The sequence below is a fragment of the Anabaena azotica SJ-1 genome, assembly GCF_047275885.1.
GTDB lineage: Bacteria > Cyanobacteriota > Cyanobacteriia > Cyanobacteriales > Nostocaceae > Trichormus_B > Trichormus_B azotica_A.
This window is the reverse complement of record NZ_CP178454.1, coordinates 3,168,693-3,193,282: the sequence shown is the minus strand read 5'-3', so window position 1 is coordinate 3,193,282 and position 24,590 is coordinate 3,168,693. Positions and strand designations below refer to the sequence as shown.

Below are 24,590 nucleotides of genomic sequence, written 5' to 3'. Positions count from 1 at the left end.
CAGTTTTTTATGCCCAGTAATAGCACTGTTAATACAGTTAGCGATCGCTCAAGTGGCGGTCAAATAAAGATTATTGAAACCCATCAGTAGGATTACGTTTAGCTAACGCTGAATTCTGAATCATCACTCCTAGTACAGAACGGCGTAAATAAACCAACCATTGCAAATCTCTGAAAAACTTACGCTGTATTCGTTTTGACTTTTGACTTTTGACTTCCGCCTTGCGGTACTACCCCCTTCAATCCTCACTTTCTGTATAAAAATCTTGTAAATTCTGCACTTGCACGCGACGAGAAACACGACGATATTTTTTACTTTCTAACTTCGGTTCATACTGATTTTGACCTTTACCTTTGCTTTTCAGTTTTAATGTAGATTCAGGATCAGCTTGTTGTTTAAGATAATTCTGATATGCGATCGCATCAGTCAGAAATTCTAAATAATGCTCATACCTTTCCCAATCACTACCCACAGCGCAATCAGGTTCATCTCGATGCAAACAATCACTGAACCGACAACTAGCCACTTCTAACCTTTTCCTTGCTTCTGGAAAATAATAGATTAATTCTTCTGGACTACAATCCAAATCAGGTTGATTAAAACCGGGAGTATCAGCCAACAAACCCCCACTAGGCATTTCAAATAATTCTACATGGCGGGTAGTATGGCGACCACGGGCTAATTTCCCAGAAACTTCTCCCACGCGCAGGTTAACATCGGGAATTAGCCCATTAATTAAGCTGGATTTTCCCACACCAGAGGGGCCAGCAATGACGGTAATTTTATTACTTAAGAATTCGTCAACTTGATGAATATTGATCTGATTTTGGACACTAATAAATAATGGTTTATAGCCCCAAGCAAACAGGCGATCGCTAATTTCTTGCTGTTCCTCCGGGGAAATTAAATCACATTTATTCAAACACAACAGCACATCAACCCCTGTAGACTCAGCCTTAATTAAAAACCGACTCAACTGAAAAGGTTCCAAAGGTGGATCAGCCACCGCAAACACCAGCAAAATTTGGTGAACATTAGCGATCGCCGGTCTGTCCAACTCACTTTGTCGGGGTAAAACTTCAGCGATCGCCCCTCGTCCCCCACTCCAATCAGGTTCTTCCACAATCACGCGATCGCCCACCATCACCTGCTGGCCGATTTTCTTCAACCTAGTTCTGCGGGTACAGAGGAGAGTAGGTGACAGGTGACAGGGAACAGGTGACAGAGAAGAGGTGTTTTCCCCCTTGCTCCCTGCTCCCTGCTCCCTTTCCTCTTCATCCAGCTGTACACGATAAAAATTAGCCTGTACAGCCAACACCGTACCCAGCAACTGTTCAGCAGTAGAAACAGTATCCCCTTTCATGCAGCAGTCGCCGGACGGCGTACTAACAGAGAAAAATAACTAGAACAGTCCGTAATTTTTTCCACCTGATAACCCGCCATAGTCAAACTATCAGGAACTTGCTCAATAGGTTCTCCCGCATCTAACCAGACTTCTAGTAAACCTCCATTTGGCATTTGTTCCAGACGTAGTTTTGTCCGCACAAAATTAATAGGACAAGGAGTACCACGCAAGTCTAGTTGAGCATCAGGAGTTAATAGAGAAGATATACTCATCACTTAAATAAACTTCCCAAAAATCCTTCTATACCACCTTTACCGGTTCTGTCTCCCTTAATTTTAGCCAATTGTTCCAACAGTTGTCTCTCCTCCGGCGTGATCTTATTGGGAATATCAATTAACACCGTCAACATATGGTCGCCCCGACTCACAGGATTTCCCAAACGGGGTACACCACGATTTTCCAACTTCATCACCGTATTTGGCTGAGTTCCCGCGGGAATAATCAACTCCACAGGCCCATCTACAGTATTCACCTCCAAACGACAGCCTAAAATCGCTTGTAGATAACTAATTTTGATTTCTGAGAGAACATTAATTCCATCTCGCTGGAATTCTTCATCCTCATTCACAAACAAATAAACATACAAATCTCCAGCAGGTCCACCACGTTGACCAGCATCACCTTCTTGAGAGATTCGTAACCGTGTACCATTATCTACCCCAGCCGGAATAGTAATTTTGAGCTTTTTCGTGACCTGATTTGCGCCTTTGCCATCACACGCATCACACTTATCCTCAACGACCGTCCCTGTGCCATTACAAGTAGGACAAGTAGAAACTTGAGTAAAACTCCCAAAAGGCGTTCTAGTCACACGCCGGACTTGACCAGAACCGCTACAAGTGGCACAAGTACGGGGACGGGTACCTGGTTTAGCACCAGAACCACTACACACTTCACAAGTTTCTAAATGAGAAATGCGAATTTCCTTTTCACCACCAAATACCGCTTCCCGAAAATCTAACTTCAGGTCTAGCCGTAAGTCATCACCGCGTACAGGTCCACTGCGTCGTCTTTGCTGTTGGGTTGGATTACCCATTCCCCCAGCAAAGCCACTGAAAATGCTTTCAAAGATATCGGCAAAACCGCCCATATCACCCATATCTTGAAAACCTGAACCAGCTGCTGCACCAGATACACCAGCTTCACCAAACCGGTTATAACGCTCGCGGGTTTCTGGCTCAGACAAAACTTCGTAAGCACGATTGATTTCTTTAAATCGTTCTTCAGAACCCGGTTCTTTGTTCACATCTGGGTGATACTTCCGGGCTTGGCGGCGATAAGCCTGTTTAATTTCTTCTTTGTCGGCGTCACGAGAGACACCCAGAATTTCATAATAGTCGCGGGCCATAGAGCAAGGGTAAAAGTTAGAAGTAAGAAAGCAGAAGTAGTTGAGAGACTAAGGTAAAGGAATAGAGATACTACTTAATTTTTGTTAATAATTTATTTTACCTTTTACCTTTGACAAAAATTACCAGCAAGTTTTCAGTAACAGATACTTTCTTCGTTTGATGACGATGAAAGCTAGAACAGTAGAAAACAAAATCCGATAGGTCTTTTACAATTGTGCTACTTAGTTGAAGAAAACTAAGCTTCTTAACCAGAGGTACTAGCCGTACTATTAGGTGTGGAAAACCAGCCATATACTTTTAGTTGTATCTGTAGTATGGAAGCATTTAGTTCACTAAAGTTCGCTTCTACAATCTAGCAAACCTTGGCATATAAAACCATTTTCAGGAGTTCAGTAGTCCAGAGCATGGCTTACGCCACAGGGCGTTATCAGTAGATCAGCAAGCAATTTCCAGTCCCCAGTCCCTAATTAATCTATCGCTTCATAATCAGCCGAAGCTGTACTATCCTCATCAAAATCAAAATTAAATTGTGGTATTGATGATGTCTCAGCCGCTGAACTTTCTTCCACTAAAGTTAAGGAAATATCAGACAAGTCTTCTTTTTCCTCTAGTTCTTGCGATTGCGATTGGGAATCTACTGAGTTACTGGCGCGTTTGTAAACATCAGCACCAATAGCAAATAAAGCTTGTTGGAATTCCTCAAATATCGGCTTAAAGGCAACTGCGGAGATATTGGGGTCACTCATGACTGCTTGGAGGCTGTCAAATTTCTGACTGGCCAAATCTTTAATTTCTGCACTAATTAAATCGGCATTATCGTTGAGTGTAGATATGTAACTTCCCAAAAGGTTATCTGCTTGATTTTTGAGATCAATTAGTTCTTTACGTTTCTTATCTTCTTCAGCATACATTTCAGCTTGCTGTCGCATCCGTTCCACTTCGACTTGGCTTAAACCACCTGTATTAGTGATGCGAATACTTTGCTCCCTACCTGTACCCTTATCTTGAGCAGAAACTTTGAGGATACCGTTGACATCAATATCAAAAGCCACTTCAATTTGTGGTATGCCACGAGGAGCAGGGGGAAGTCCTGCCAAAAGGAACTTACCCAGAGTTTTATTATCTCGTGCCATTGCCCGTTCTCCCTGGAGAACGTGAATTTCTACAGAATTCTGACCATCAACTGCGGTAGAAAAGACTTGGGATTTGCTCGTGGGGATTGTGGTGTTACGTTCAATGATTTTAGTAAATACTTCCCCTAGAGTTTCCAGTCCTAAAGATAGGGGAGTTACATCTAAGAGCAGCAAAGTATCAACTTCACCACCCAGGACTCCAGCTTGAACTGCTGCTCCAAGTGCTACAGCCTCATCAGGGTTAACGGAACGATCAGGGGTTTTACCATTATAGAATTTGATCACAGCATTCAGAACCGCAGGAATGCGAGTAGAGCCACCAACCAAAATAATCCGATCAATGTCTTTTGGTTTGAGGTCTGCGTCTTTGAGTGCTTGACTCATCGGTTCTATGGTAGCAGCAATTAAATGTGCTGTGAGTTCTTCAAATTTGGAACGGCTCAGTTCCATTTCCAGATGCTTTGGCCCGGTTTCATCAGAGGTGATAAAAGGCAAGTTAATTGAGGTGTTTAGCATACTGGAAAGTTCAATTTTCGCCTTTTCTGCTGCTTCCCGTAGACGTTGTAGCGCCATTTTATCCAGAGAAATGTCGATTTTTTCTTGTTTCTGAAATTGCTCTAACATCCAGAGAACAATGCAATTATCAAAATCGTCTCCGCCCAGTTGATTGTTACCTCCAGTGGCTTTAACTTCAAATACGCCATCTCCCAGTTGGAGGATGGAGACATCAAAAGTACCTCCTCCCAAGTCAAATACTAAAATTAGTTGTTCTTGGTCTTGTTTGTCTAAACCAAAGGCTAAAGCAGCAGCAGTTGGTTCGTTGATGATTCTCAGAACTTCTAATCCGGCAATTGTTCCAGCATCTTTGGTCGCTTGTCTTTGGGCATCTGTAAAATATGCTGGTACGGTGATTACCGCCTGAGTTACTTCTTCACCCAAAAAGTTTTCCGCATCTTGTTTGAGTTTTTGTAGGATCATGGCGGATATTTCTTGAGGCGTATAATTACGTCCACGAATCTGCACATCAACGGTATCGTCTCGACCTTTGACACAGTTATAAGGTACACGAGTGCGTTCTGTGGTTGTATCTTCCCACCGACGACCAATAAATCTTTTGATACTGTAGATTGTGTTTTCGGCATTAGTGATGGATTGGCGCTTGGCTAACTGACCAACTAATAAATCGCCACTCTTGCCAAATCCTACAATACTGGGAGTAGTGCGTCCCCCTTCTGAATTGGCGATCACTATCGGTTGACCACCTTCCACAACAGCAACGCAACTGTTAGTAGTGCCTAAGTCTATCCCAATAACTTTTCCCATGCTGACAGTAATTTTTATTGAGTGCTTTTACCGTGATTTTTTTTGCGGACTATCGTTTTTGGCTCAGGACTGGAGACTCCAGTTAAGGTGCTAAACAACAATTAAACAAATTGTTTATGACTAAACAACTAAAATATTTTGTTGTTTGTTTCCTACTGTCACCAAGTACGTCGGTACGCCAGCAGCTACAACTTTATAGACAAAATTAACACACTGATTCATCTTTTTGCCCAGCGTTAATCCTGTGCTGGATGCACGTACTCGATGAGATGGCTTATGGCCACGCTATCAGGATATCTTTTAAATTAACAGTAGCATTTACATCACGGCCTTGAACTTTTCCACAACCGCTACAATTATATATCGTCTGTCAACTGTCAGAGAATGTCTGTGGGAATTATGTAATCCATGTTGCTAGTTATCTACTTTCAACAGGGAAAAAGGTGATCGGTTATGGATAAATTTCCTACCTGTCACCTGTCACCTGTTAGCTGCTTGGTTAAGTGTTTTCTTGATTTAACTCATCTTCTTGTTGTATGGGTGTATCTTCCTGGGGGGCTGCTACTTTTACCATGGCATGACGCAGTATGCGATCGCCTAAAAAATAGCCGCGCACTAACTCTTCTAATACTGTTCCTTCTGGATGTTCGTTTGTAGGTTCTCGCATTACTGCTTCATGCAGGTTAGGATCAAATTCTTGTCCTTCTGGACGCATTGGCGACACACCTAAACGTTTAAGGCAATCCACTAATTGTTTATAAACCCCTTGATAACTTTTGTGAATTGTCATCTCGCCTTCTGTTTGGGGTTTGAGATGCGCCCGCGCTCTTTCAAAATTATCAACAACAGGTAGCAATTCCATAATCGTATTTCGCTTCATCTGCGTCTCCATGTCTTCTTTTTCTTTGGAGGTACGCTTGCGATAATTCTCAAAATCTGCGGCAATCCGCATATATTGATTACTACGATCTTCTAGTTGAGTTTTCACCAACTCAAGTTGTTGAGTTAAATTTGCTAAAGCCGCTGTATCTACTTGTGTTGTCTCTGCCGCAGCGACACCATTTTCTTCTATGAGTTCAGGTTCTTGCGGTACATTATGGGCTGTCATTTGCTCAGTCACCTCGCTGCCTGATTCTTGAGAGTTAATTTCGTCTGGGGAGTCGCTTTTCATTGCTTGTTTTACCTCTATTGGTTCACCCAATTGCTGGTTAATGTTGTTTACTTGTTTATTTTCATCTATCATTGTCCACTCATCCCAGATGCTTTTTACGTCACAGCATCAAGCAATTGTAGATTGCGGATTTGGGATTTGTGATTTCGTCTATGCCTAAAGACATAGATTTAGCTGAGGGATTGGGATTTTAGATTTATGGTTTCCCTATTGTGACAAATTGTGAACAGATCAGCGTAGACCTTCTGAGGGCGGTAAACCGAACAGGTAGAGTGATTCGATTTGAGATTTTGGATTGACCCCACGCATAAATCCAGGGGGTACAAACAAGGAATTACACCTGCTCACCCCAGGAATGTGGTGAAATAAAAATTTTTAAGAAGAAAAATTTTAAACTGAAATTTAATACACTCATTATGAGAATAATTGACTACAGTGTGGGAATACTTAAATAATGAGGTTTCCCTGCGAGATTGCTTATGACTTACTCGTCACCACAACGGCCTAGCACCGCGTTAACTACAAGAACACAGTTTTCGCCCTTTGGCAACAAGCTAGTGCAATCTGGCTATGTCAACACTGAACAGATGAAACAGGCACTAATAGAGAGCCGGAAATCTGGCAAAATGCTGACAGATGTCCTAGAGTCAATTACTGGGCAACAACTATCACCAGAGTTTATTCGGGAATACAAGAAACAACATCTATTTGAACTAAAAATATTATATGGCGTTGAATCACTAGATCCAGAAGTCAATCAAATTGGCAATCTGATGGTTGGACAATTGATTGATAGTCTGATACCCGTGGATGTCTGCCGTCGTCATCGTTTGGTTCCGCTATCGAAACGGGAAGACCAAACGCCACCTTATGTTCTAGTGGCAATGGTTGAACCAGATAATCTGGATGCTTCCGATGACCTGAACCGGATCTTGCGTAACAAAAACTTATCCTTGCAGCGGATGGTGATTACTCAAGAAGATTACCAGCATCTGATCAACAAATATTTAGATGAGTTGGCTGTTCGGGAAAAGGAAAAAGAACAGAAAAGAGATACAGATATTAATCAGGATATAAAATACCTGGAAGATCAGGATATAGAGGAAGTTGGTGAGGACAAGGATGCTGATATAAACGCATCCATTAAGGATGCTGAAGATGCACCCATTATTAAACTTGTCAACAGAATCCTGTTTAAAGCTTTGCAGGAAAAGGTTTCGGATATTCATATCGAACCACAAGAGGAAAACTTGCGGATTCGCTTCCGTAAGGATGGGGTACTGCGTGAGGCTTTTGACCCTGTACCTAAAAAAATCATTCCGGCGGTGACAGCCCGATTTAAGATCATTTCCAATCTTGATATCGCGGAAAGGCGTTTACCTCAAGATGGTCGTATCCGTCGTTTGTTTGAAGGACGGAAAGTTGATTTCCGGGTGAATACCTTACCCAGTCGCTATGGGGAAAAGGTGGTATTACGGATTCTGGATAACTCTTCTACCCAACTAGGGTTGGATAAGTTAATTACCGATCCAGAGACTTTGCATATTGTCCAGGATATGGTCAGTAAGCCCTTTGGATTGATTTTGGTGACAGGTCCAACTGGTTCTGGTAAAACGACTTCGTTGTATTCAGCATTGGCAGAAAAGAATGATCCAGGAATTAACATCAGTACGGTAGAAGACCCGATTGAATATAGTTTGCCAGGGATTACCCAAGTACAGGTAATTCGGGAAAAAGGTCTGGATTTTTCGACAGCTTTAAGAGCCTTCTTACGACAAGATCCTGATGTGTTGCTTGTGGGGGAAACACGGGATAAAGAAACGGCAAAAACAGCGATTGAAGCGGCTTTAACAGGTCACTTAGTATTAACTACCTTACACACTAATGATGCTCCTGGTGCGATCGCACGTCTGGGAGAAATGGGAATTGAACCATTCATGGTTTCCAGTTCCCTAATTGGTGTTTTAGCACAACGTTTGGTGCGCCGTGTCTGTTCACAATGTCGAATTCCCTACACTCCCACTACTGAAGAACTGGCTCGTTATGGTCTGTCAGCATCCAAAGAAACATCAGTCACTTTTTACAAAGCTAACTCCCTACCACCAGAATCCATAATTGAAGCCAAAACTAAAAATCAACTCTGTCCAGCTTGTAATGGCATTGGCTATAAAGGACGTTGTGGTGTTTATGAAGTCATGCGAGTCACAGAAAACCTGCAAACTCTCATCAACCAAGAAGCACCCACAGAACGCATCAAAGAAGTAGCTGTAGAAGAAGGCATGAAAACCTTGCTTGCTTACAGTCTAGATTTAGTGCGTCAAGGTTCTACAACTCTGGAAGAAGTAGAGCGCGTAACCTTCACTGATACAGGTTTAGAAGCTGAGTTAAAAGCCAAACGTAAGAGCGGTCTAACTTGTAGAACTTGTGATGCCACATTACAACCGGAATGGCTCGATTGTCCCTACTGTATGACACCTCGTTTTCAAGATTAACAACAGAAAATAGGTGACAGGTGACAGGTGACAGGTGACAGAAAGAAGAAGCAGGGGGGCAGGGGAGCAGGGGGGCAGGGGAGAATAAATTATTATCTATTCCCGATTCCCGATTCCCGATTCCTTATTCCTTATTCCTCATTTTAAATTGGAGCGAAACGACTATGGAAATGATGATTGAAGACTTAATGGAGCAATTGATTGACATGGGAGGCTCGGATCTGCACCTATCCGCAGGTTTACCTCCCTACTTCCGCGTGAGTGGTCATCTGACTCCTATTGGTGATCATGTGCTGACCGCAGATGAATGCCAAAGATTAATTTTTAGTATGCTCAATAATACCCAGCGCAAAACCTTAGAACAGACCTGGGAATTAGATTGTTCCTATGGTGTAAAAGGATTAGCTCGCTTTCGGGTGAATGTCTACAAAGAACGTGGTGCTTATGCTGCTTGTTTGCGAGCATTGAGTTCTAAAATTCCTAACTTTGAAAAATTAGGTTTGCCAGATATAGTCCGAGAAATGTCTGAAAAACCCAGAGGATTAATTCTGGTAACAGGCCCAACAGGTTCAGGTAAAACCACAACCCTAGCGGCAATGATTGACCTCATTAACCGCACTAGAGCAGAACATATTTTAACGGTTGAAGACCCTGTGGAATTTGTTTATGAACCCATTAAAAGCCTAGTTCACCAACGTCAATTAGGGGAAGACACCAAGAGTTTTGCTAATGCCTTGAAAGCAGCATTACGGGAAGATCCAGATATTATCCTGGTAGGGGAAATGCGGGATTTGGAAACAATTGCTTTGGCGATCTCTGCCGCAGAAACAGGTCACTTAGTATTTGGGACACTGCACACAAGTTCCGCAGCCCAAACCATTGACCGGATCATTGACGTTTTCCCCCATGAAAAACAAACCCAAGTACGGGTACAATTATCAAACTCTTTAGTAGCAGTTTTTAGCCAAACTTTAGTACCGAAGAAAAATCCCAAACCAGGTGAATATGGTCGGGTAATGGCTCAAGAAATTATGGTAATCACTCCTGCTATTTCCAACTTAATTCGTGAAGGTAAAACGGCACAAATTTATTCAGCCATTCAAACTGGTGGTAAATTGGGAATGCAAACTTTAGAGAAAGTTTTAGCTGATTTATATAAAGCTGGTTCTATCTCTTTTGAAGCGGCTATGTCCAAAACCTCTAAGCCTGATGAAGTTCAACGTCTCATCGGGTCAGCACCACCACCACAATCAGCAGCAAAACCTGGTACTGCTGCTAAAGCTCGTTAGATTTTTTAATTAGTAATTCCTAATTATCATTTGAATTGCTAATTAGGAATCACCCATTTACTAATTTTGAATTTTTTTGTAAGCACTATTTTGTTAGCGTAGCTCTTCTGAAAGAAGCATTTTGAAATACTATGCCTACTTACCTTGCTCGTATTCGTGATTCTCAAGGAAATTCACGAACTCAGAAATTTGTCGCTGATTCCTTAAGCGATGCTCGGACTAATCTTAGAGATAAGGGTTTTGTAGTTCAAGACCTGAAAGAAGCTCAAAGTTTATCGTCCCGCTTTGATTTACAAAAATTTCAGAATTCCTTGGTTAAGGTTTCTGTAAAAGATAAAGCTGTTTTTTCTCGTCAGTTTGCTGCATTGGTAAATGCAGGTGTAGCGATCGTGAGAGGATTAGCAATACTTGGTGAACAGTGCAGTAATCCCAAACTCAAACAAGCTCTGATTGAAATTGGTGGTGATGTGCAAACGGGAGTTAATCTTTCCGATTCTATGCGTAAACATCCTGACTGTTTTGATGGTTTGTATGTGAGTATGGTTCAGGCCGGAGAAATAGGTGGGGTGCTAGATGAAGTATTAAATCGTCTAGCCAAGCTATTAGAAGACATGGCTCGGTTACAGAACCAAATTAAATCTGCTATGTCTTATCCATTGGTAGTGGGTTTTCTAGCAACCGCTATCTTTGTGGGTATGACTGTGTTTCTAATTCCCATCTTTGCTAATATTTTCAAAGACATAGGTGTAGAATTACCAGCACTAACACAATTCCTGATGACTTGTAGCGAAATATTGCGAAGTTATTGGTCTTTAGTAATTATCGCTGGTTGTATGGCAGCTTCCTTTGCCTATAAGCAGTATTACAAAACTCCCGTAGGTAAAGAAACTATTGATCGTCTTTCTTTAAAAGTACCTTTATTTGGTGACTTGATCCAAAAATCTTCAGTTGCTAGATTTAGCCGCACCTTTGGGGCTTTGACTCGTTCAGGTGTGCCAATTCTAACTTGCTTAGAAATTGTGCGGGATACATCAGGAAATCAAGTGATTGCTAATGCCATAGATGCAGCTAGACTAGATGTTCAACAAGGTGGGATGATTAGCGTTGCTTTGAAAAAAGATGCTGTTTTTCCATCTATGGCTATTGCTATGATGAGTATTGGTGAAGAAACTGGTCAGTTAGATGCAATGTTAATGAAGGTTGCTGATTTCTACGAAGATGAAGTAGAACAGGCAGTTAAATCATTAACAAGTATTTTAGAACCATTAATGATTGTGGTTCTTGGGGGCATGGTTGGTACAATTTTGCTGGCAATGTATTTACCAATGTTCAAGGTATTTGAAAAGCTGGGTTAATTAGTGCAGAAAGGCAAAATTAACGAGGCAAAAAGTATCAGGATTTGTTGAAGGGGAAAAGGAATAAGGTGAAAGAAAAAACCTTGACCTTTACCCTTTCATCTTTGTATTTTTGAATTTTGAATTTTTAAACTTATGTCTGGACAAAAATCTCTTTATGAAGCTAGTTTAGCTGAGTATAGCAATCATTTATCTGCGATCGCACTCCTCAAACAGCATCGTCCATATTTGGAAATGATTCCTAGTCTACGTCGTCCGTCGGAAAGTGTGATCACTATCCCTTTACCCATTGTGCGTATCCGTGATATTGAAGCTAAAACTTCCAACACGATGGCTTTACCCTGTGATATAGCTATTATCATGTGTGACCCGGAATGGAAAATCAAAACCGGTGTAGAAATTTTACTATTTATTCATCGTCCCCATGAAGACTTTTCTGACTTATTGGGAAGATGGAGACAAAGCCAAGTTTGGTTAGATAAAGAATATGAATGGATAATGCACCCCCGTCATAGTCATATTTTGAGTGAGGGTGCAAATAGCATTTATCCGTTGTTTGTAGTTTTTGATCAAACATCAGAACGCATTCAACGGGGTTTAATAGGTGCAGAATTACCTTTTGTCATCCAAACACCCGCAACTTTGGAAGAAGAAGAACATCAAGAATCTTATATTAGGGAATAGGGAATAGGGAACAGGGAACAGTAAGAAGACAAGAGAGTATTATTACCCATTACCCATTACCCATTACCCATTACCTATTTTACAAACTTAGGCATGATTTCCGCTGCGGTAAATAAGCCAGAAATGCCACGTTGATGTAATTCTTGACCAGCTTTCAAATAACCAAAAGCCGGACCGCACACATTAGCAGCCATGCTGGTTTCATCGCCTAATGTAAAGGTGTGAGTAGAAATTTTCCCCTCAAAAGTGCGTCCGGTAATTTTCACATTGGTACTGAGGGGTTTTTTGGGATTGCGGGTATCAACTACACCACCAACAGTGACTCTATCCCGTGAACAAATTCCCGCTATTTCTAACATCACATCATCGGCGTGTTCCATATTTTCCAAGGTTAATACGCCGTTGGTTTTATCTAGTAATGCTTCCACCTCTGCGTCAGTCATCGCCCTAGCAGCTTCTACACTATAACCGGGCATATGTCCAATATCTTCCCGAACCGTGGCGCGGTAGGCTTCCCAGTTAGCAATTCCCACACCAAAGGTAATTACTACATTGTGAATTTCCGCGTAACTTTGGGCTGCTAAAGCAGCGGCGGCGGTTAACAATCCTGGGGTAGCACCACAGCCTGTCATGTAAGTAATTCCCGCTGCTTGCAATTCGTCTTTCATGGACAGAAGTTGTTCAACTGCACTGGTGCGTTTAATAGCATCTACTAACACACCTTTCCAACCAGCTTTGATAAATTCTTTAGCAACGTTGGGGATAAAGTCGTTGGGGAGGTTGGGTAAAGCCAGGAAATAGCCATCTACAGCGTCACCAGTCGCTTGAATAAGGTCTTGAATACTGTTATTGCTTAATGTCCCAACTGGTTCTAAATAACCGACTGTACCATGTTTTTGGTAGGTGGTAATGCAAGCATCGGTGTTTAAGCCTTCTGTGGAGTAAGCATAGCCTTTTTGGTCTGCGGCTGCAACTAGAATCATTTCCCGTTTGCTGGAAAGGAGTTTGGCTGCTGCTTGTCCGAGTCCACCAAAACCGAGAACTCCGACGCGGATAGGTTGTGTGTTCATAGGGATTTTTCTGTGTTGGTTAATGGTTATAAAGGTTAATTATGCTTTATTTTTCTGGGTTCTCAAGTAGGAAAAAGCTATAATTGCTTGAACGTTATTTAAGGTAGCTTAAAAATCGTGAGTAAAGTATTAACCCTGGAACTGAACGATGACGTTTATACAGCTTTACAGCAACAAGCTAGTGCTGTTGGACTTTCAGTAGCAGAATTAGTTGCTGCTTCCCTAAATCGTCAGTATAGTTTGTCAGTTAGTCCTAAATCCGATGCTGAGGAAGCACGTCAGCGTTTGCTTGGCTATGCTGGTGTAATTAGTATGGGTTACGCTACAGGTACAGATAATGAAAGCATTGATGCTGATCTGGCTAAGGCTTATGATAATGACTTATAAAGTATAAATTATAATCGTGTTACTTGATACATCAGGAAGGAGATTATGGACAACATAGTAACTATATTCCATCTAAATGCTGGTCCTCTGCACAATCAAGCAAAAAATTACTACTATGTGAATTCTACGATTCACGACAGCGGAATTACTGATGCAATTCCAGCTATTTTGTTTTCAGCTATGTCCATTGAGGCATTTCTAAATGAATTGCCGGAACTAGCTACAGCATATATTACACCAGGAGAAGAACCAGAGAATTTTGTAAAAAAACTTGCAACAGAATTGACAAATATTGAGGAATCTAACGGACAAATAAAACAAAAGATTGAGGTAACTTACATAGCTATATCAGGTGAACCACCAAATTTCGGTGATACACTCCACCAAAATTTTAGTAATCTCATAAAATTGCGTAACGAGTTAGTTCATCTCAAGCCTAAGGATGAATATACTTTAAACCTTGATAGTGATGATCTTCCTTCTTCAAAGAGGACAATTTTAAACAAACTATCAGGACTAAATATTCTTCGTGAACCAAGCACTTACAAAAATCCTGTTATTAATAAAGATTGTCCTGTGCCTTTATTGGAAAGGATTAGTACACCTGCTGCTGCTAAATGGGCTTGTAATACAGCAGCTAAAACAGTGCAAGACATTGTAAACAAGATGCCTAATTCAGAATTCAAAGATTATTTGAAAAGAAATTATACTAATGTGTATTTTCAATTAATATAAAATTAGTGATTTTATCAAAAAATTTTGATTTTTCTAACTATATCTTAGACTACACAATTGTACATTTTTTTAAACCTGTACTATAAAGCTTCCGGGGATTATTTATGCAGTGGCAACCAATAAAAAATTTACCATCAAATTGGGAAAATTTAGCAAGTTCCGAATTACCACCTTTAGTTACTGTTTGGAATGAACAAGCAGAACGGCTGCGTTCCTCTGGAGAATTCAAAACCTTTATGGAAAGGTTATGTCGAGAGATTGCTATTGAAACTGGAATTATTGAAGGACTATATACCTTAGACAGAGGAATCACTCGTGTACTAATTGAACAAGGAATTAATGAGGCTCTTATTGCTCATAATCCTAATAATCTTGGCAATCCCCCAATCAAGCAAATTGTATCTCTCATCCAAGATCAAGAAGCAGCGATCGAAGGATTATTTGATTTTGTTGGTGGAGGGAGAAGCTTATCTACTTCCTACATCAAAGAGTTACATCAACTTCTCACGCAGAATCAAGACAGTACAGAAGCAAAAACACCAACAGGACAAATTATTCGTGTTCCTCTGAACAGAGGTGACTGGAAGAAGCAACCTAATAATCCAGAAAGAAAAGATGGCTCTATAGATGAATATTGCCCTCCAGAACAGGTTGCTTCTGAAATGGATAATTTGATTCAATGGCATCATCAACATAGAATAGAACAAATTCCCCCTGAAGTGGAAGCAGCATGGTTACATCATCGCTTCACACAAATTCATCCATTTCAAGATGGTAATGGTCGTGTGGCTCGCTGTCTTGCTAGTTTAGTTTTTCTGCAAGCTAGATGGTTTCCTTTGGTTGTTACAGGTGACGAAAGAGCAGCTTATATTGGAGCTTTAGAGCAAGCAGATCAAGGTGATTTATCAAACTTGATTAACTTGTTTGCTAAAAGTCAAAAACAGGCATTTATTCGTAGTCTTGGTTTATCTGAACAAATTTTGTCCGAAACACGACGCGCTCAGGCTGTTATTGCTTCCATAGCTAACAAAATTAGGCAAAATCAATCACCCACTATTCCAGATCGCCGTCAAAAAGTTGAAAGTTTTGCGACAAATCTTTTTAAAATTGCATCGGCTCGTTTAGAAGATATCGCTACCGAAATTAAGTTATCTGTTCAAAATCTAGTAAGTGATGCTGAGAGTTTTGTGGTTCAGGCTGCTGCTGGTGATCCTAAATCATATTATCATCGCTTCCAAGTTGTAGAAACAGCTAAACAATTAGGTTACTTTGCTAATATTCGGACTTATCACAGTTGGATACAATTGGTGATTAATGTAGAATCATCAACAACAATTCTACTTTCTTTTCATGCAGTAGGACACGAGTATCTCGGACTACTTGCTTGTTCTGCTTGTGCATATCACAGAGATAATACTGGAGAAGGTGAACGAAATATTAGTGATATTCAAGCCTTAACAGATTCTCTATTTCAGTTTTCTTATGCTGATGATGAGAGTAACCTGACGGAACGTTTTAAGAAGTGGTTGGAAGATGTGATTGTTACTGGTTTAGAGTATTGGAATAAGAGTGTTTAACAAAAGAGTAAGAGCGATTGCATTTTTGATGTAGATTAAACAGCGATCGCATTTTTGGTGTAGAGTTAGGAGCGATCGGATTATTGATGTAGAGTAAACAGCGATCGCATTTCTGGTGTAGAGTTAGGAGCGATATCTACGATGGGCTACACCTACGCTTATCATTTATAATAAAAATATTACAATCTTCAATGTCACAAGGATTAAAAAATGGATACTACAAAACTGAGTGACACAACAATAGAACTATCAGATATTACAGCTTGGGATAAAAATGGACAGAAACTTTTAGTATCAAAAGTTAGAGCTAGAGATATTGTAGAAGATATTACTGGAAAGGTTGAAGATATTCTCAAGTTTGAGTATGAACATAATAGAGTGATAATTCCTTATGCTATGACAGCTACCCGTGAAGAAATTAAATTTTTTCAATGGGATGGGGAAAAGTTAGAAAATGTCTACACCTTCCCAACTCATGAGGTTTTGTCTGAATATGATCCAGAATTTAGTCATAAAAAGAGGATTTTTGAATATTATTTAGAAACATTAGTGGAAGGATGGTTAAGAGATTTGGCTGAGAATTGGAAAACAGATCATCCTCCAAAATCAGAAGAACTAACCCAGATAGGTTTTGTAGGGAAAATTTATGATGCAGCACACTAAAGGTTAGCAAATTTAATGATTACGCTTTACATAGAAACTAATTTTTTTATTGATTTTGCGAAAAACCAAGATCAAGATACTGAGAATTTAGTAAATTTACAATATCCTGAAGTAACAACAAGAATTAAAATAGTAATTCCTGCAATTTGTTGTATGGAATCTCTTTCTGTACTGGAAAGTGAGCGCAATAGAAGTAATCGTTTTGGTGATAATTTAAATGATGAAGTAAAAAAACTCAAAGGAGATGTTAACTCTCAATATTCTAAAGACATTAAACGATTTCTACAGCAAGCAATAATTAAGAACAATGAGAGAATTAATGAGATTAATACTCGTCTTTTTGACATTTTAGAATGGGCTAAAAATTCTGTAGAATTAATATAATTAAAACCAGATATTCTCAGTAAAAGTCTGGAAAATGAATTTATTAATGATCCTACAGATAATTTAATTTTACATTGTATTCTTGATCATGCCAAAACTTATTTAAACGATCAGAAAGTTTTATTGAGTGGAAATCATACAGACTTTGGTACAAAAGAGATTAAAGAAATATTACAGGAAGCAGGTATACAAAGATATTTTGTCAAGACGGGAGATTTTTTAGGGTGGTTAAATTCACAGCTTTAATTATTGGTTAATATCGCATTTCTAGTGTAGAGTTATGAGCGATACCTTCGGTAAACTTCGCTAACGCATTTTCGATGTAGATTTAGGCGCGATACCTTCGGTAAACTTCGCTAACGCATTTTTGGTGTAGAGTGAGAGCGATACCTACGGTGCGCTTTGCTAACGCATTATTGTTGTAGAGTGAGAGCGTTCGGTGTGCTATAGTTCGTATTCTTCATATCCGTCACGCAGCACAGCAGACAATTGGTGAAGCAACATCAATTAGAGAGAATTGCATTTCTGATGTAAAGTTGAGAGCGATCGCAGAATGATAAACTTTTTGACCTACATTATAATAGTTGTTGTCTACAGACAACTTAACCAAAATTTATTATGAGTATCAGTCTAACACCTAAGCAAGAACACTTTATTCAAACAAAGCTGCAAACTGGGAAATACCACTCTGTAGAAGAAGTTCTAGAAATTGCTCTCCTGTTGCTAGATGAATATGATCGTTCTGAGACAGAATGGGTTAAGGAAGTGCGCGGAAAAATTGATGCTGCTATTGCAATTTCAGAACACACAGCACCTATTGATGGTGAAACATTTGTAAATCAAATTTTAGAGCGTTTTCAGCAACAGCGACAGGTACAAAAATGAATCGTTACGTTATTAATATTCTCGCTAGTCGTGACCTGAACGAAATTGCTGAATACTTCTCACAAAACAACCTAGAAGCGGGTGAAAAATTTTTTCAGGAATTTAATCACAAATGTCAACAATTGGTTTCTTTTCCAAATAGTGGTAAAAGCTATTCAGGAATACGTGCTGATTTGCGAGGATTACTCCTTGAAGGTTATATAATTTTTTATAGAGTGTTGGATGATGGAATTGAAATTTTACGAGTAGTGAGTGGTCGTCGTAACCTTCCCTCTGTTTTTGATGATTCTGAATTGTAAATTGAGAGAGATAGTTTCGGTAAGCTTTACTAACGCATTTCTGATGTAGATTTAGGAGCGAAATTTGTATTAGTAAAGAGTGATATCTAAATCAAGTCATTTTCATCAACTAACTGTAAAACACTTTTATACAAAGGTTTAGCAACCCAAAATCCTGCTTTATTAACAAGATCATCTAATAGAGGTTTGACAGCAGAAATCAGCCCTTGACTTTTCGCTTCTACCAATATTTCTAAAATCAATACATTCATCTAAAATCAATTTCATCTCATGCTACCTTACTAATTATTTCTTTCTCAACTTCCTCCAAAAATGTGATTACTTGCTCTTTAGTAACCGTGGGAAAACCATCTAAAAAATCATCTATTGAATCTCCTGCTTTTAAATAATCTAAAAGTGTTTGGATAGGAACTCTTGTTCCGGTAAAAACAGGAGTACCACTCATAATTTCAGGGGAAACGCTGATAATTGGAGTATTGCTAGACATGGTTTTTTATATGTTCAGATGATATTTTTAGTTTAACATTGATTTTAGATGAGGAATTACGCCAAATTATTTGGGAACAAGTTAAAATTCAAGAAGCTTGCTTGAATATGATATACAATAATATCTAGAAACTTTGCCCAAAATATACGGTTATGGCGATAGTTGTTTCCCTGAGTCCAGAATTAGAAGCTCGACTGAGAGAGAAAGCAGCAAAGCAAGGACAAGATATTAGTTTTGTCGCGGCTGAATTGCTGGAGAATATCCTAGACTGGGAATTACAAGACTCAGAAGCAGCTATTAAGGGTATTCACCAAGGATTAGAAGACTTTGAAGCAGGTCGCTTTCGTTCCTTTGATGATTTTGCTAATGAGCAGCGTCGCAAGTATAACCTGCCAGCAGATTCATGAAATACCGTATTGAAATCTCTAGCACAGCAGAAGCAGAAGCAGACAAAGCATTTTTACAGTTGTCTCAAATAACTTCTCCTGAAAAAGCAAACCAGTGGTATGCAGATTTACTAAGATTAATTGAGTCTTTATCACAAATGCCAAAGCGATGTTCTTTAGCTAGAGAAAATGATTATTTTAGTCAAGAAATGCGTCAGATAATTTATGGTAAAGGACGCAACGCATACAGGATAATTTTCACAATTTTGGAAGGACAAGAAGTTTCTACAGTTCGTATTCTTCATATCCGTCACGCAGCACAGCAGACAATTGGTGAAGCACTAGATGAATCTGATGCAACATAAATTAGAGAGAATTGCATTATCTGATGTAGAGTGAGAGCGATCGCCTTGAGAATGATAAACTTTTTGACCTACATTATAATAGTTCTTATCTACGTTCATCAATCAGTAAATCGCACAATAGAGCAATCAGTGATAAAAAAAGACAGGGGGATAACCCTGTCCTGGAATGAATTATTTAGCAGAGAATTTAGAAATTCATCTCAGCAGCTTGGACTTTTTCTACCTGTTTCTTCTTCAGCACTAGCATAACTTGTGCCAACATCACTAAACAGATGAAAGCAATCATACCTGCAACTCTGGTGGGGTTTTGTAAGACAATTTCTGCATCTTTTTGACCAAAACCACCGACGTTGGGGTTGTTGGTTAAAGCGTCACCAGATGCAACTGTTTGTCCTTCAGAAACAATTAAATCTGGGCCTGCGGGAACGGTATCGTCTACAACTTCACCAGCTTCGGTTTTGATGCTAACTACATATTTAACGTTTCCGTCTTCATCTTCTGTTTTGGCTATCTTGCTAATTGTGCCAGCAGCAGAAGCGTTGTAAATGTTGTTGTTGCTCTTTTCACCGGTGGGGTAAACTTGTCCACGTCCTCTGTTACCGCCTACATGAACGGAATATTTGCCAAAGTGGATATTGCTGTCGGTAGCAGGGTTGGGTGAAAGAACTGGGAAGACGATTTCCTGATATTCTTCGCCTGGTAAGGGGCCAACGATGACGATATTTTCTTTGTCTTCACTGTAGGGTTGGAAGTAAATATCACCTAGTTCTTCCTTCATTTCTTCAGGAATGCGGTCTTCTGGCGCAATCTTGAAGCCGTCGGGTAACATCAGTACAGCACCGACGTTTAAACCGACTTTAGAACCATCAGCACCTACTTGCTGTACGTTGGTATCGTAGGGAATTTTGACAACGGCTTTAAATACGGTGTCAGGTAATACTGATTGAGGTACTTCTACTTCTGTATTTTTTGCTGCTAGGTGACAGTTAGCACAAACAATCCGTCCTGTGGGTTCGCGGGGGGTTTCAGGGTAGGTTGCCTGCGCCCAGAAGGGATAAGCAGAAGCGGTTTGGGGTAGGGCTAGATCGCTGGTGAAGAAAAAGGTCACGGTGGCGATCGCTATAAGTAATGTGTTTAACATTACTTTAGCAGTGCGAGTTAACTTCGCTGGTGTACAGGCGTTTCTCATCTCTATAAAGTCATTAGTCAGTGGTCAGTTGTCAGTTATCATTGGTCAGTTGTCATTGGTCAGTTGTCAAGCGTTGACTAAAGACTAATAACTCCAGACCCAGCACGCTATTAACTCCACCAAGGTGCTTCATCGGTGCGGAAGTCGGTTTCTGTCCAAGGGGTCAAAACGATTTTGTCGTTGTCTGTTTTGGCATGAGCCAATGCTAAAGACTTGGGTGCAGGTCCGCGGACAACTTTACCAGTTGCATCGTACTGGGAACCGTGACAAGGGCATTTGAACTTGTTCTCTGCTACGTTCCAAGGCACTACACAACCTAAGTGGGTGCAGATAGCATTAATGCCATAGTCGGCGATCGCTTCTTTGCTCTCTACCACAATATATGTAGGATCTCCCTTTAGTCCTTGTACTAAGGTGCGATCGCCTACATTATGGCTTTCTAAGAATTGACTAACGCTAACATCGTTACCTAGTTCGTTTTTTGCTGTCACACCACCACCAGCACCACCGCTGGCTGGAGGGATAAAGTACTTAACTACAGGGTACAATGCACCTAGCGCCACTCCAGTGACAGTCCCAAAAGTCAGCAGGTTCATGAACTGACGACGACCCATATCAGGCACGTCCATTGATTCGGAAAATTGAGCCATAATCTACGCGCTCTTTGTGTAATTTGTTAAGCATTTTGACAAGAGTACCAGCACTTTAGCTACCCTTGTCTGAGTCGAAATGCTAAGGCCATCAGCGATGCCACAATTCTTTGTTCCAAGATATCTTTAGCATCTTTTCTGTTAGCATTACATTTCTTTATATCCTTATCATACTGGAGTTACGGAACTTAACATCATAACTAAATGTAAAATCTAATTGAGAACAGCCATGATCCCAAAAGGAGATAGGCTGCAATGTTTCATAGCAAAAAAACCGTCTCAGCATATCATTGCTAGTCCCAAATCCCAAATCCAAAATTTATATGACAGGACAGGAATTTCGTCAACTGTTAATTGATAAGTGGGGATACTCTTATGATGTCCAGTTACGCAGGACTCAGGGGAAGATATTTCTGCAAGTGATGTGGAAATATCTTGAACAAGCTTCATTCCCTTTAAGCGAATCTCAATACCAAGATCATCTTGATAGCATTGCTAATTATCTCAATGCTTTGGGAGGAACAATACAAGTACAAACTTTTATTACTCAAACAAAAGAGCGTCCCCGATTGGGTAAGGCTGTGAGTATACCACTAGATTTGGGCGATCGCGCTTCCGAATGGATATTATAAACAATTTAAAATTTAAACTTGGTATTATTTATGTCAATAATTATTGCTGGAGAACGTAGCGGTGTTGGTAAAACAACCGTAACGCTCACACTTTTAGCCTCATTATGCCGTCGTGGAGTCACAATACAATCTTTTAAAGTCGGACCAGATTATATTGATCCGATGTTTCATCAATATGTTACAGGTCGTCCTTGTCGCAACTTAGATACTGTACTGACTTCAGAAAGTTATGTACAGGAATGCTTTCACCATCATTCCCCAAAATGTGAATATGCATTAGTTGAGGGAGTTATGGGGTTATTTGATGGTGTTGGTCAATCGTCATTGGTCAGTCGTCAGTCGTCAAATAAAAGCGACAACATGACATTTGCAAGTACGGCACATATAGCTAAATTATTAGATATACCAGTGGTATTGGTAATTGATTGTAGTCGCTTGTCTGGTTCAGTCGCGGCGATCGCACATGGTTATTGTTCTTTGGATAGTAAAATTAAGATTGCTGGGCTAGTATTGAATCGTGTAGGAAGCGATCGCCATTTATCATTATTAAAAAATTCCCTAGCACCTCTACAAATCCCCATCCTGGGTGTACTCAGAAGACAAGATAACATAACCATTCCTGACCGTCATCTGGGATTAGTCCCCACCGCAGAATTACCAGAATTAGATAATATCATTAATCGGCTTGCAGATTTAGGTGATACTTGCTTTGATTGGCAACAACTATTACCTCTGATAAAAAGTAACCATTCAGTAATAAATCCACCAAAATCCGAAATCCAAAATCTAAAATCTAAAATTAAAATTGCCGTTGCACGAGACAACGCCTTTAATTTCTACTATCAAGATAACTTAGATATATTAGAAAAATTAGGTGCGGAATTAATATTTTGGAGTCCATTAAAAGATACACAATTGCCAAAAAATATTCAAGGAATTTATTTTGGTGGGGGATTTCCTGAAGTATTCGCATCAGAATTAGCTGCCAACACGAAAATTTTAACCTCAGTTAAAAAAGCTATTTTAGAAGGAATACCGACAATTGCTGAATGTGGCGGTTTAATGTATTTATGTGAGCAAATTATTGATTTTGAAGATAAATCTTGGTCAATGGTGGGAATATTACCCACATCTGCACAAATGGATAAAAAGTTAACTTTAGGATATCGTCGTGCAGTAGCATTAGAAAATAGTTTCTTATTTGATGCCGGAACAAATGTTTATGGACATGAATTTCATCGTTCTCATTTAATTACCAATCCTCAACAACCATTATTTGATACCTATCGCTTTGATTGTGATGAAAATACAGGATTTGAAGGTTGTAATTTACCTAATGTTCATGCTTCATACATCCATCAACACTGGGGAGAAAGTGTAGAAATTCCCCAAAGGTTTCTACAACAATGTCTCAACTTTAGAGAAAATTTTCAGATGACTTTATAGTTATTTATCAATGGAGAATTGATAATTGATAATTTATATTTAACCCTGTTCCCTGTTCCCTGTTCCCTGTTCCCTATTCCCTATTCCCTGTTCTAACTAATGACTAATGTTTTCATTCAGTCTGCGAATGATCCGAGATAGTTCACGAATAATATTGACAGCAATTTCTGGAGTTTCTTCAATCGCATCATAAAGTTGTTCTTGAGTGAGTTCCAAACAATCACAAGGTTCTAAAGTAGTAACAGAAGCGGAACGAGGCTGAGTATCAAATACAGCCATTTCACCAAAGTATTTTCCTGGATCTACCTCTGCTAATTTCGTATCCCCAATATGGACTTTCACTCTACCTGATACAATAATATAGAGCGATCGCCCCTCTTCCCCTTGTTTAAAGATACTGTGATTTGTAGGATATGATAACTCGTTCATCACCGAAGCCAGTCGGACTACAAAATCATCTCGCAATTCATTAAAAATAGGAACACGCCGGACAAATAACAAACGATCAACGCTAGTCAGCATAATTACTAGTTACAGATAAAACATTGGTATAAGTATATAGCGATCCGATTTCATGTCCGCGTAGCGTCGCGTAAGCCATCTTTTTCGTCGAGACAGGGAACAGGGAAGAAGGATTTCAGTATGTACCCAGTCTTGTGTGGCTACGCCATGAAAGCTATCAAAAATCAAATGGGATTCCTATATAACCGAATCAATCAGACAATTGGCCTGATTAACACAGGTTATGACAGAACTACATTATCCCATCCTAGATGCTAATAATACCCCAGGCTTTGTGACTCTGTGAGGTTTATTTATCAGAATTGGCTACCCCATAATCTTAACGGTATACAGTGTACACAGAAGTCCTAGATTCCTGACTTGATCATAAAGGCTTTGCTGTTTAATCCGCTACGAATGATTAGTACCAATGGGGATTCCAAGTTCAAAATGAATACACCGTAAACCGGATTTCTCAAATTTGGAATGGGTTGTTGATTTCTCGGTGCATTACGGCTAATCCTCACTCTCTCAAATCCTCAAATCTTTACATAGTCGTAACACACCCTACTGACTATTTATTTTATAAAAACTTTCATATTTGCCTAAAAAAGTCTATATTTACGTCTTAAATCCTCTATAAATTAGGAATTTTACCGACTCAGTCATAAGTAAATATATTTTTACAATATATCAAAAAATACTTCAATAGTGTATGCTAACTATCACTGTC

27 protein-coding genes are annotated in these 24,590 nt (G+C 39.7%); 15 read left to right on the top strand and 12 right to left on the bottom strand.

The window, feature by feature from the left end; genetic code table 11:
* Nucleotides 1-238: 238 nt before the first annotated feature.
* The 5 genes from rsgA to grpE all read right to left on the bottom strand — a co-directional run bounded on the left by rsgA (nucleotide 239) and on the right by grpE (nucleotide 6,453).
* Nucleotides 239-1,363: a small ribosomal subunit biogenesis GTPase RsgA gene (rsgA, locus tag ACLLO5_RS14140; RefSeq protein WP_413171154.1), complete on the bottom strand. Its 1,125-nt coding sequence runs from the start codon at nucleotides 1,361-1,363 to the stop codon at nucleotides 239-241.
* Entirely contained in the window at nucleotides 1,360-1,617 is a 258-nt protein-coding gene (locus ACLLO5_RS14135) for a sulfurtransferase TusA family protein (RefSeq protein WP_413171153.1), read from the bottom strand. The genes rsgA and ACLLO5_RS14135 overlap by 4 nt, the downstream gene beginning before the upstream one ends.
* A complete protein-coding gene (gene dnaJ, locus ACLLO5_RS14130) occupies nucleotides 1,617-2,753 on the bottom strand; it encodes a molecular chaperone DnaJ (RefSeq protein ID WP_413171152.1) in 1,137 nt (378 codons plus the stop codon). The genes ACLLO5_RS14135 and dnaJ overlap by 1 nt, the downstream gene beginning before the upstream one ends.
* A 468-nt stretch (nucleotides 2,754-3,221) precedes the next feature.
* On the bottom strand, nucleotides 3,222-5,210 hold the full coding sequence (gene dnaK / locus ACLLO5_RS14125) for a molecular chaperone DnaK (RefSeq protein WP_413171151.1): 1,989 nt from the start codon (nucleotides 5,208-5,210) through the stop codon (nucleotides 3,222-3,224).
* 499 nt (nucleotides 5,211-5,709) lie between these two features.
* Nucleotides 5,710-6,453, bottom strand: coding sequence for a nucleotide exchange factor GrpE (gene grpE / locus ACLLO5_RS14120; protein ID WP_413171150.1), 744 nt, complete (start codon nucleotides 6,451-6,453; stop codon nucleotides 5,710-5,712).
* Nucleotides 6,454-6,860: 407 nt separating this feature from the next.
* Between grpE and ACLLO5_RS14115 the strand changes: the two genes are divergently transcribed.
* The 4 genes from ACLLO5_RS14115 (at nucleotide 6,861) to ACLLO5_RS14100 (ending at nucleotide 12,201) form a co-directional block, all read left to right on the top strand.
* A complete protein-coding gene (locus ACLLO5_RS14115; protein ID WP_413171149.1) occupies nucleotides 6,861-8,873 on the top strand; it encodes a GspE/PulE family protein in 2,013 nt (670 codons plus the stop codon).
* A gap of 164 nt (nucleotides 8,874-9,037) precedes the next feature.
* The gene (locus ACLLO5_RS14110; RefSeq protein WP_413171148.1) at nucleotides 9,038-10,162 is read left to right on the top strand and encodes a type IV pilus twitching motility protein PilT; all 1,125 of its coding nucleotides are present in this window, start codon (nucleotides 9,038-9,040) and stop codon (nucleotides 10,160-10,162) included.
* Nucleotides 10,163-10,293: 131 nt separating this feature from the next.
* Nucleotides 10,294-11,517, top strand: a complete 1,224-nt coding sequence (locus ACLLO5_RS14105) for a type II secretion system F family protein (RefSeq protein ID WP_413171147.1) — start codon at nucleotides 10,294-10,296, stop codon at nucleotides 11,515-11,517.
* 135 nt (nucleotides 11,518-11,652) lie between these two features.
* A complete protein-coding gene (locus ACLLO5_RS14100) occupies nucleotides 11,653-12,201 on the top strand; it encodes a hypothetical protein (RefSeq protein ID WP_413171146.1) in 549 nt (182 codons plus the stop codon).
* A 74-nt stretch (nucleotides 12,202-12,275) separates the two neighbouring features.
* On the opposite strand, the gene bioU is transcribed toward ACLLO5_RS14100, so the two are convergent.
* A complete protein-coding gene (gene bioU / locus ACLLO5_RS14095) occupies nucleotides 12,276-13,271 on the bottom strand; it encodes a (S)-8-amino-7-oxononanoate synthase BioU (protein ID WP_413171145.1) in 996 nt (331 codons plus the stop codon).
* Nucleotides 13,272-13,388: 117 nt separating this feature from the next.
* Here bioU and ACLLO5_RS14090 point away from each other — a divergent pair, with 117 nt between their 5' ends.
* The 5 genes from ACLLO5_RS14090 to ACLLO5_RS14070 all read left to right on the top strand — a co-directional run bounded on the left by ACLLO5_RS14090 (nucleotide 13,389) and on the right by ACLLO5_RS14070 (nucleotide 17,017).
* A complete protein-coding gene (locus tag ACLLO5_RS14090; protein ID WP_413171144.1) occupies nucleotides 13,389-13,658 on the top strand; it encodes a hypothetical protein in 270 nt (89 codons plus the stop codon).
* Between the two features lie 45 nt (nucleotides 13,659-13,703).
* Complete coding sequence (locus tag ACLLO5_RS14085) at nucleotides 13,704-14,393, top strand: hypothetical protein (RefSeq protein ID WP_413171143.1); 690 nt, start codon at nucleotides 13,704-13,706, stop codon at nucleotides 14,391-14,393.
* 104 nt (nucleotides 14,394-14,497) lie between these two features.
* Entirely contained in the window at nucleotides 14,498-15,970 is a 1,473-nt protein-coding gene (locus ACLLO5_RS14080) for a Fic family protein (RefSeq protein WP_413171142.1), read from the top strand.
* 210 nt (nucleotides 15,971-16,180) lie between these two features.
* The gene (locus ACLLO5_RS14075) at nucleotides 16,181-16,633 is read left to right on the top strand and encodes a hypothetical protein (protein ID WP_413171141.1); all 453 of its coding nucleotides are present in this window, start codon (nucleotides 16,181-16,183) and stop codon (nucleotides 16,631-16,633) included.
* A 15-nt stretch (nucleotides 16,634-16,648) separates the two neighbouring features.
* Nucleotides 16,649-17,017, top strand: coding sequence for a PIN domain-containing protein (locus tag ACLLO5_RS14070; RefSeq protein WP_413171140.1), 369 nt, complete (start codon nucleotides 16,649-16,651; stop codon nucleotides 17,015-17,017).
* A 469-nt stretch (nucleotides 17,018-17,486) separates the two neighbouring features.
* Here ACLLO5_RS14070 and ACLLO5_RS14065 read toward each other — a convergent pair whose 3' ends face one another.
* Nucleotides 17,487-17,627, bottom strand: a complete 141-nt coding sequence (locus ACLLO5_RS14065; RefSeq protein ID WP_413171139.1) for a hypothetical protein — start codon at nucleotides 17,625-17,627, stop codon at nucleotides 17,487-17,489.
* A gap of 8 nt (nucleotides 17,628-17,635) precedes the next feature.
* Between ACLLO5_RS14065 and ACLLO5_RS14060 the strand changes: the two genes are divergently transcribed.
* Both ACLLO5_RS14060 and ACLLO5_RS14055 read left to right on the top strand, forming a co-directional pair.
* A complete protein-coding gene (locus ACLLO5_RS14060) occupies nucleotides 17,636-17,902 on the top strand; it encodes a type II toxin-antitoxin system ParD family antitoxin (RefSeq protein WP_413171138.1) in 267 nt (88 codons plus the stop codon).
* The gene (locus tag ACLLO5_RS14055; protein ID WP_413171137.1) at nucleotides 17,899-18,201 is read left to right on the top strand and encodes a type II toxin-antitoxin system RelE/ParE family toxin; all 303 of its coding nucleotides are present in this window, start codon (nucleotides 17,899-17,901) and stop codon (nucleotides 18,199-18,201) included. Before ACLLO5_RS14060 ends, ACLLO5_RS14055 begins: the two co-directional genes overlap by 4 nt.
* 86 nt (nucleotides 18,202-18,287) lie before the next feature.
* Here the strand turns inward: ACLLO5_RS14055 and ACLLO5_RS14050 are convergent, their stop codons facing one another.
* Together ACLLO5_RS14050 and ACLLO5_RS14045 are read right to left on the bottom strand one after the other, a co-directional pair.
* Nucleotides 18,288-18,452 (bottom strand): DUF3368 domain-containing protein, encoded by a 165-nt coding sequence (locus tag ACLLO5_RS14050; protein ID WP_413171136.1) that lies wholly within the window; start codon nucleotides 18,450-18,452, stop codon nucleotides 18,288-18,290.
* A gap of 17 nt (nucleotides 18,453-18,469) precedes the next feature.
* Nucleotides 18,470-18,688, bottom strand: coding sequence for a DUF433 domain-containing protein (locus ACLLO5_RS14045; protein WP_413171135.1), 219 nt, complete (start codon nucleotides 18,686-18,688; stop codon nucleotides 18,470-18,472).
* A 152-nt stretch (nucleotides 18,689-18,840) separates the two neighbouring features.
* Here ACLLO5_RS14045 and ACLLO5_RS14040 point away from each other — a divergent pair, with 152 nt between their 5' ends.
* The gene (locus tag ACLLO5_RS14040; RefSeq protein WP_413171134.1) at nucleotides 18,841-19,095 is read left to right on the top strand and encodes a hypothetical protein; all 255 of its coding nucleotides are present in this window, start codon (nucleotides 18,841-18,843) and stop codon (nucleotides 19,093-19,095) included.
* Nucleotides 19,092-19,439, top strand: coding sequence for a type II toxin-antitoxin system RelE/ParE family toxin (locus ACLLO5_RS14035; protein ID WP_413171133.1), 348 nt, complete (start codon nucleotides 19,092-19,094; stop codon nucleotides 19,437-19,439). Before ACLLO5_RS14040 ends, ACLLO5_RS14035 begins: the two co-directional genes overlap by 4 nt.
* Nucleotides 19,440-19,626: 187 nt before the next feature.
* Here the strand turns inward: ACLLO5_RS14035 and petA are convergent, their stop codons facing one another.
* On the bottom strand, nucleotides 19,627-20,628 hold the full coding sequence (gene petA / locus ACLLO5_RS14030) for a cytochrome f (RefSeq protein WP_413171132.1): 1,002 nt from the start codon (nucleotides 20,626-20,628) through the stop codon (nucleotides 19,627-19,629).
* A 110-nt stretch (nucleotides 20,629-20,738) separates the two neighbouring features.
* Nucleotides 20,739-21,278 (bottom strand): cytochrome b6-f complex iron-sulfur subunit, encoded by a 540-nt coding sequence (petC, locus tag ACLLO5_RS14025; RefSeq protein WP_413171131.1) that lies wholly within the window; start codon nucleotides 21,276-21,278, stop codon nucleotides 20,739-20,741.
* Nucleotides 21,279-21,601: 323 nt separating this feature from the next.
* On the opposite strand from petC, the gene ACLLO5_RS14020 reads away from it, so the two are divergent.
* The gene (locus tag ACLLO5_RS14020; RefSeq protein WP_413171130.1) at nucleotides 21,602-21,910 is read left to right on the top strand and encodes a DUF3067 family protein; all 309 of its coding nucleotides are present in this window, start codon (nucleotides 21,602-21,604) and stop codon (nucleotides 21,908-21,910) included.
* A 30-nt stretch (nucleotides 21,911-21,940) separates the two neighbouring features.
* Entirely contained in the window at nucleotides 21,941-23,356 is a 1,416-nt protein-coding gene (locus ACLLO5_RS14015) for a cobyrinate a,c-diamide synthase (protein ID WP_413171129.1), read from the top strand.
* A gap of 96 nt (nucleotides 23,357-23,452) precedes the next feature.
* On the opposite strand, the gene ACLLO5_RS14010 is transcribed toward ACLLO5_RS14015, so the two are convergent.
* Nucleotides 23,453-23,878 carry a cyclic nucleotide-binding domain-containing protein gene (locus tag ACLLO5_RS14010; RefSeq protein WP_413171128.1) on the bottom strand — a complete coding sequence of 142 codons (426 nt, stop codon included), beginning with the start codon at nucleotides 23,876-23,878 and terminating at the stop codon, nucleotides 23,453-23,455.
* Between the last annotated feature and the right edge of the window lie 712 nt (nucleotides 23,879-24,590).